This is a genomic window from Flavobacterium sp., assembly GCF_029945805.1.
Classification (GTDB): domain Bacteria; phylum Bacteroidota; class Bacteroidia; order Flavobacteriales; family Flavobacteriaceae; genus Flavobacterium.
In genome coordinates this window covers 1-5,391 of sequence record NZ_JAQSDH010000005.1, presented here as the reverse complement: position 1 = coordinate 5,391, position 5,391 = coordinate 1, and the positions used below count along the sequence as shown (strand labels likewise).

The 5,391-nt window shown below is 34.0% G+C and carries 5 protein-coding genes; 1 reads left to right on the top strand and 4 read right to left on the bottom strand.

What is annotated here, in order from left to right:
• Window positions 1–955: 955 nt before the first annotated feature.
• The 4 genes from PSU83_RS00945 to PSU83_RS00930 all read right to left on the bottom strand — a co-directional run bounded on the left by PSU83_RS00945 (window position 956) and on the right by PSU83_RS00930 (window position 4,853).
• On the bottom strand, window positions 956–1,342 hold the full coding sequence (locus tag PSU83_RS00945) for a DUF4258 domain-containing protein (protein WP_300585706.1): 387 nt from the start codon (window positions 1,340–1,342) through the stop codon (window positions 956–958).
• Window positions 1,343–1,492: 150 nt separating this feature from the next.
• Entirely contained in the window at window positions 1,493–2,686 is a 1,194-nt protein-coding gene (locus PSU83_RS00940) for an alanine dehydrogenase (RefSeq protein WP_300585704.1), read from the bottom strand.
• Between the two features lie 114 nt (window positions 2,687–2,800).
• Entirely contained in the window at window positions 2,801–3,208 is a 408-nt protein-coding gene (gene tsaE / locus PSU83_RS00935; RefSeq protein WP_300585702.1) for a tRNA (adenosine(37)-N6)-threonylcarbamoyltransferase complex ATPase subunit type 1 TsaE, read from the bottom strand.
• A 61-nt stretch (window positions 3,209–3,269) separates the two neighbouring features.
• Complete coding sequence (locus tag PSU83_RS00930; RefSeq protein ID WP_300585700.1) at window positions 3,270–4,853, bottom strand: bifunctional response regulator/alkaline phosphatase family protein; 1,584 nt, start codon at window positions 4,851–4,853, stop codon at window positions 3,270–3,272.
• A 175-nt stretch (window positions 4,854–5,028) separates the two neighbouring features.
• Between PSU83_RS00930 and PSU83_RS00925 the strand changes: the two genes are divergently transcribed.
• Window positions 5,029–5,226: a hypothetical protein gene (locus tag PSU83_RS00925; protein ID WP_300585697.1), complete on the top strand. Its 198-nt coding sequence runs from the start codon at window positions 5,029–5,031 to the stop codon at window positions 5,224–5,226.
• The last annotated feature ends 165 nt before the right edge of the window (window positions 5,227–5,391 follow it).

Below are 5,391 nucleotides of genomic sequence, written 5' to 3'. Positions count from 1 at the left end.
AGTTATGTGGGAGAGTATGTCGCTGCCTTTTTTTAGTAACCCTTCACTTTTAGTGAAGGGTTATTTTTTTTATAGGTACAGCGTGTTCGGCCTTTGGCCTCGGTTCGCTGCCTTTTTTTAGTAATCCCGACCAAAACTGGTCGGGATTATTTTTTTTATAGGAGCAGCGTGTTCGGCCAAAGGCCTCGGTTCGCTGCCTTTTTTTTAGAAAACCCTATTCATTTATTTGGATAGGGTTTTTTGTTATAAATTTTTTAGAAAAATTAATTAAAGACTTACCGAACAGAGAAGTTAATCCCGAAACTTCGGGACGACTGCGCAGATGGTACTGCAGTTATGTGGGAGCGTATGTCGCTGCCTTTTTTTGATCTGAACTTGTGTCAGATTCTAAAACCCTATTCATTTGTTTGAATAGAGTTTTTTGTTTTATGGATTTTTAGACTTGCGTAGATCTTTTGACTTCTTAGATAAATGATTTTTTTATTGGATAGTTTTTTTGTTTTGTATTTTTGGTGAACTAAAGTTCGTTTATCCTTTTGAGGTTTTTCATACTTTTTCTTTTTCTAATTTTAATTCATGCTGATAAACTAGGTAGTTTAATTTACCTGTGAAATCAGGTTCAGTCTGCTGTGAAATTCGTGCAAGTGGAATTCGTTTATTATTTGAGGCATGAATTGCTAATCCACGTTATCTGGGTTTAAAATGGTATCTGCCACACAAAAGGATTCGTTTGCTACCTAGGTAATTCGGATAGGGGTAGTTTCTTAAAAGGATTGAGTTGCGTGAGGGATGGAAGTGGCATCCTTTTTACTGTTTTGCACAAGTTTATCATTAAATCAAATGTTGTACAGTAAAAAGATATAACGGACAGCCCGGCCCCTTTCTAAAGGCTCAAGTCAGGCCAAAGGGGCACGCCCAAATAATTGTCGTGAATGCAAAAAAAAAGCCAAACTAGTTAGTCTGACTTTTTGGTTTTGATGATATTTCTTAATACTGCTTTTTCGGAATAATTGATGACTTCTAAGGTTATTTCTTGATTCTTGGTTGTCTTACCGTAGATGACGTATAATTTTCCGCCATCTGCTGGTTTGTTACTTTCGTCAAAGTCAACATCACCATAAGTTAGTGTGTTTTTTACATCTATAGTATCTACCCAATCTTCGGAAAGGCGGCGAGAAGCTTCGGTGTCATATTGAAAAGGTTTATTTCTCAGGTCATTTAAAACTCTGGCATTAGGGAAATAATTGCAACGCGTATCTTTACCTCCAAGGACGGCAGCAACAAAAAAGCATCCCATAACCAAACCTACCAAATAGTAGGCAAATCGTTGGTAAAATTTCATATGTAAGTTTTTATTGTTTTCTATCTGTCATATGTAATAGCTATGACGAATGTATTTAGCATCATTTTTATCTTGGCTATTTCATAGTAGATTAATTTTTGCAAAAGTAATCAATGTTACAGAACCAATAAATTATAATGATGATTAATTTTAAAAAACAATCAAATTAATATCATTGTCGGGTAGATTGAACCAATCGCCAATGGCTTTGTTGGTTAAAATGCCGTGATATAAGTAAACGCCATTTTTTAATCCTTTATTACAACGGATAGCACTTTCTAAACCGCCATCTTCTGCAATTTGTAAGAGATAAGGCGTGATGATATTGCTGATGGAAAGTGAGGCCGTTTTGGAATAACGCGAAGGAATATTGGGTACACAATAATGAATGATATTGTTTTTTATAAATGTTGGGTTTTCATGAGTCGTAACTTCTGAAGTTTCGAAGCAACCTCCAGTATCGATGCTGACATCAACAATAACGGCTCCTTTTTTCATGTGCTCTACCATTGTTTCGCTGACTACAACTGGGCAACGGTCTTTACCGCGCATAGCACCAATTGCGACATCGCAACGCCGAAGCGCTTTCAATAAAGATTTTGGTTGAATGGTTGAAGTAAAAATTCGTTGGTTCAAATTATTCTGAAGTCGGCGTAATTTGGTTATCGAGTTGTCAAAAACTTTTACGCTTGCACCTAAACCTAAAGCGGTTTTGGCAGCGAATTCACCAACGGTTCCGGCACCAAGAATTACAATATCTGTTGGAGGAACCCCCGTAATGTTTCCGAGTAATAATCCTTTTCCGAATTGGTTGTTAATCATTAATTCGGCTGCTATCAGAACCGAAGCTGTTCCTGCGATTTCGCTTAAAGATTTTACGGCGGGATAAGAGCCATCTTCATCTTTTATATATTCAAATGCTAAGGCCGTGATTTTTTTCTTAGATAAAGCTTCGAAGTATTCTTTTTTTCTGGTTTTTAATTGAATAGCAGAAATTACGATTGTACCATTATTTAGAAGTGCGATTTCTTCCATGCTTAAAGGTTCAACCTTTAATAACATAGGGCAGCTAAATACTTTTTTGGTGTCATTGGTAATTGTGGCTCCTGCATCACTGAATTCTTTGTCGGTATAGCTTGAGCTTAATCCGGCTCCAGATTCAATCATTACTTTGTGACCGTGGGACGTAAGGGAATTAACTGCATCAGGAGTTAGGCAGATACGTCGTTCCTGATAAGAAGTTTCTTTCGGAATTCCGATAAAGAGTTCGCTTTTATGACGATACACTTCTAGTTTTTCTTCCTGAGGTAAAAGTTGCTGTTTAGTAAACGGGGTAATAGCCATACTGCGCGAGTGAATTTTGCACCAAATTACGAAAAAAAACAATTACAATTTCAACGTCAAAAATCAATTTCAATTTTAAAAATCAATAGCAAAGTTTGATTAGTACTGATTTTGCTATGCCATCTTGAGACTTCTTTTACCATCCGCAGTTTGAAATAGGTTTATTGTTGTAAAATCATCGGGGATTAAATTTGGAATTTTTTCTGCCCATTCGATAAAACACCAATTCCCAGAATATAAATAATCTTCAATTCCCATATCCAAAGCTTCAATTTCTGATTTCAAACGATACATATCAAAATGATAGACCAGCAGTTTATCATTTGCCTGATATTCGTTTACTATAGAAAATGTTGGACTACTAGTTGCGTCATTCACCCCTAATTCTTTTGCTAATGCTTTGATTAAAGTTGTTTTTCCAACGCCCATATTGCCATGAAAAAGAATCACCTTGTGCGGTTTTTCCAAAATAATTTTTTTGGCAACTTGTTTTATTTCTTCTAATGAAAAAATGATTTCCATAAAATTAGTATTCAGTGTTTAGTGTTCAGCATTTAGTTGCTAAAATGCAATCGAACGATATTTATTTTGGATTAAAAACTAAAAATGGAACAATCATTTCTTCTAATGAAATTCCGCCATGTTGATATGTATTTCGATAGTAGCTCACATAATGATTGTAGTTGTTTACATAAGCTAGAAACAAATCATTCTTTGCAAAAATATAAGAACTACTCATGTTGATTGTCGGTAATCCAATTTTTTTAGGATCTCTTACCGCATAGACATCTTTTTCTTCATAGGTAAGACTTCTTCCAGTTTTGTAACGTAAGTTCAAACTGGTGTTTTTATCGCCAATAACTTTGGTAGGATTTTTTACGTTAATGGTTCCGTGATCGGTTGTGATAATCAATTTGAAACCTAATTTTTGCGCTTGTTGAATAATTTCTAAAAGCGGAGAATTTTTGAACCAGCTCAATGTTAGTGAACGATACGCTTTATCATCTGAAGCCAATTCTTTCACTACGTCCATTTCCGTTTTAGCATGCGAAAGCATATCCACAAAGTTATACACTACTGTAACTAAATCATTGTCTTTTAGTCCTTTGAAGTTTTCAGCTAATTTTTTTCCGTTAGCTAAATTCGTAATCTTAAAATATTCTTGCTTGATATTCAAACCTAATCTTTTTAAGTGTGCCGTTAAAAATTCGGCTTCATATAGATTTTTGCCACCATCTTCTACATCATTTTTCCAGTATTGTGGAAATTGCTGTTCCATTTCTAAAGGGGTAAGACCTGAAAAAATTGAGTTTCTCGCATATTGTGTAGCCGTTGGTAAACTAGCAAAGTAAGGCACTTCTTTTTCTAGTTTATAATATTTTGCTACAACACTTTCAATGACTTTCCACTGGTCATAGCGAAGGTTATCGATAACAACGAAAAGTATGGGTTTAGCTTTGCTCAGTTCGGCTCCGCCTCGGGTATCTTTTTTAACTAATTCAGGAACCACTAATTCTCTGAAAAGTGTGTGTGATTGAATTGGTTTATCGGCTTTTGGTTCAAACCAACCTTCGTAATTTCGTTCGATGAATTTACTAAACTGTGCGTTTGCTTCTACCTTTTGGCTTTCCAAAATTTCGACCATACTTTGGTCATTAATATTTTCTAATTCTAATTCCCAAAAAATTAGCTTTTTATAGAGTTCTACCCAATCTTCATAGCTGTTAACCATGGCCATTTCCATAGAAATTTTTCGGAATTCCTTTTGATAATCGAGCGTGGTTTTTTCAGAAATTAGTCTTGAGTGGTCTAGGTTTTTCTTTAAGGATAGCAGTATCTGATTCGGATTAACCGGTTTTATCAAATAGTCCGCAATCTTAGAACCAATGGCTTCCTCCATAATATATTCTTCTTCACTTTTGGTAATCATAATCATCGGCGTGGATGATTTTTTCTCTTTCATTTCCGAAAGTGTTTCTAAGCCACTCATTCCGGGCATATTTTCATCCAAAAAAACAATATCAAAATTGCCTTCTTCAAAAGCATCAACAGCATCACGTCCATTATTGAAAGTGGTTACTTTATAATTTTTCTTTTCTAGAAATAAAATGTGAGGTTTAAGTAAATCAATTTCATCGTCAACCCAAAGTATTTTGATAAGATCCATAGTATTATTATTTAACGCAAATTACTATTATTAGAACGCAGTACTATTAAAATTATTATAAAATATTTAAAATAAATTTTAACATAAAAAGAATGTTAAAGGAACTCTGTTAGTTGTAAAATTAACTATATTTGATACTGTTATTCAACTGAATATTAACTTAAAAACGATATAAATGAAAAAAGTAATTTCAATCATGGCTCTTGCAGCATTCTTATTGTCAATGAATGTAAATGCAAGTGAAACCCCAAAAGATAAAAAGAAAGATAAAGCGAAGACAGAGAAATCATGTACTACTGCTGAAAAAAAATCTTGTGCATCTGGTGAGAAAAAATCTTGCTGTGCTGCTAAAAAAGCAGAAGATAAAAAATAGTTTCTATCAAATTATTTTAAAAGTGTCCTGAATTTCGGGACACTTTTTTTGTTTTATCACTTTGATATTGTTGCTAATGCTATACATTTGGTAACATTTTTATTATTTTTAAACATTATTGTCCGATAAAAAATAAAACCGTTTGATTTTATTTCATATCTATTT

What these genes read in the sequence shown, in the direction of transcription:
- PSU83_RS00945 (WP_300585706.1), bottom strand. Translation starts at nt 1,342, where the DNA reads ATGAAATTTTACCAACGATTTGCCTACTATTTGGTAGGTTTGGTTATG.
- PSU83_RS00940 (WP_300585704.1), bottom strand. Translation starts at nt 2,686, where the DNA reads ATGGCTATTACCCCGTTTACTAAACAGCAACTTTTACCTCAGGAAGAA.
- tsaE (WP_300585702.1), bottom strand. Translation starts at nt 3,208, where the DNA reads ATGGAAATCATTTTTTCATTAGAAGAAATAAAACAAGTTGCCAAAAAA.
- PSU83_RS00930 (WP_300585700.1), bottom strand. Translation starts at nt 4,853, where the DNA reads ATGGATCTTATCAAAATACTTTGGGTTGACGATGAAATTGATTTACTT.
- PSU83_RS00925 (WP_300585697.1), top strand. Translation starts at nt 5,029, where the DNA reads ATGAAAAAAGTAATTTCAATCATGGCTCTTGCAGCATTCTTATTGTCA.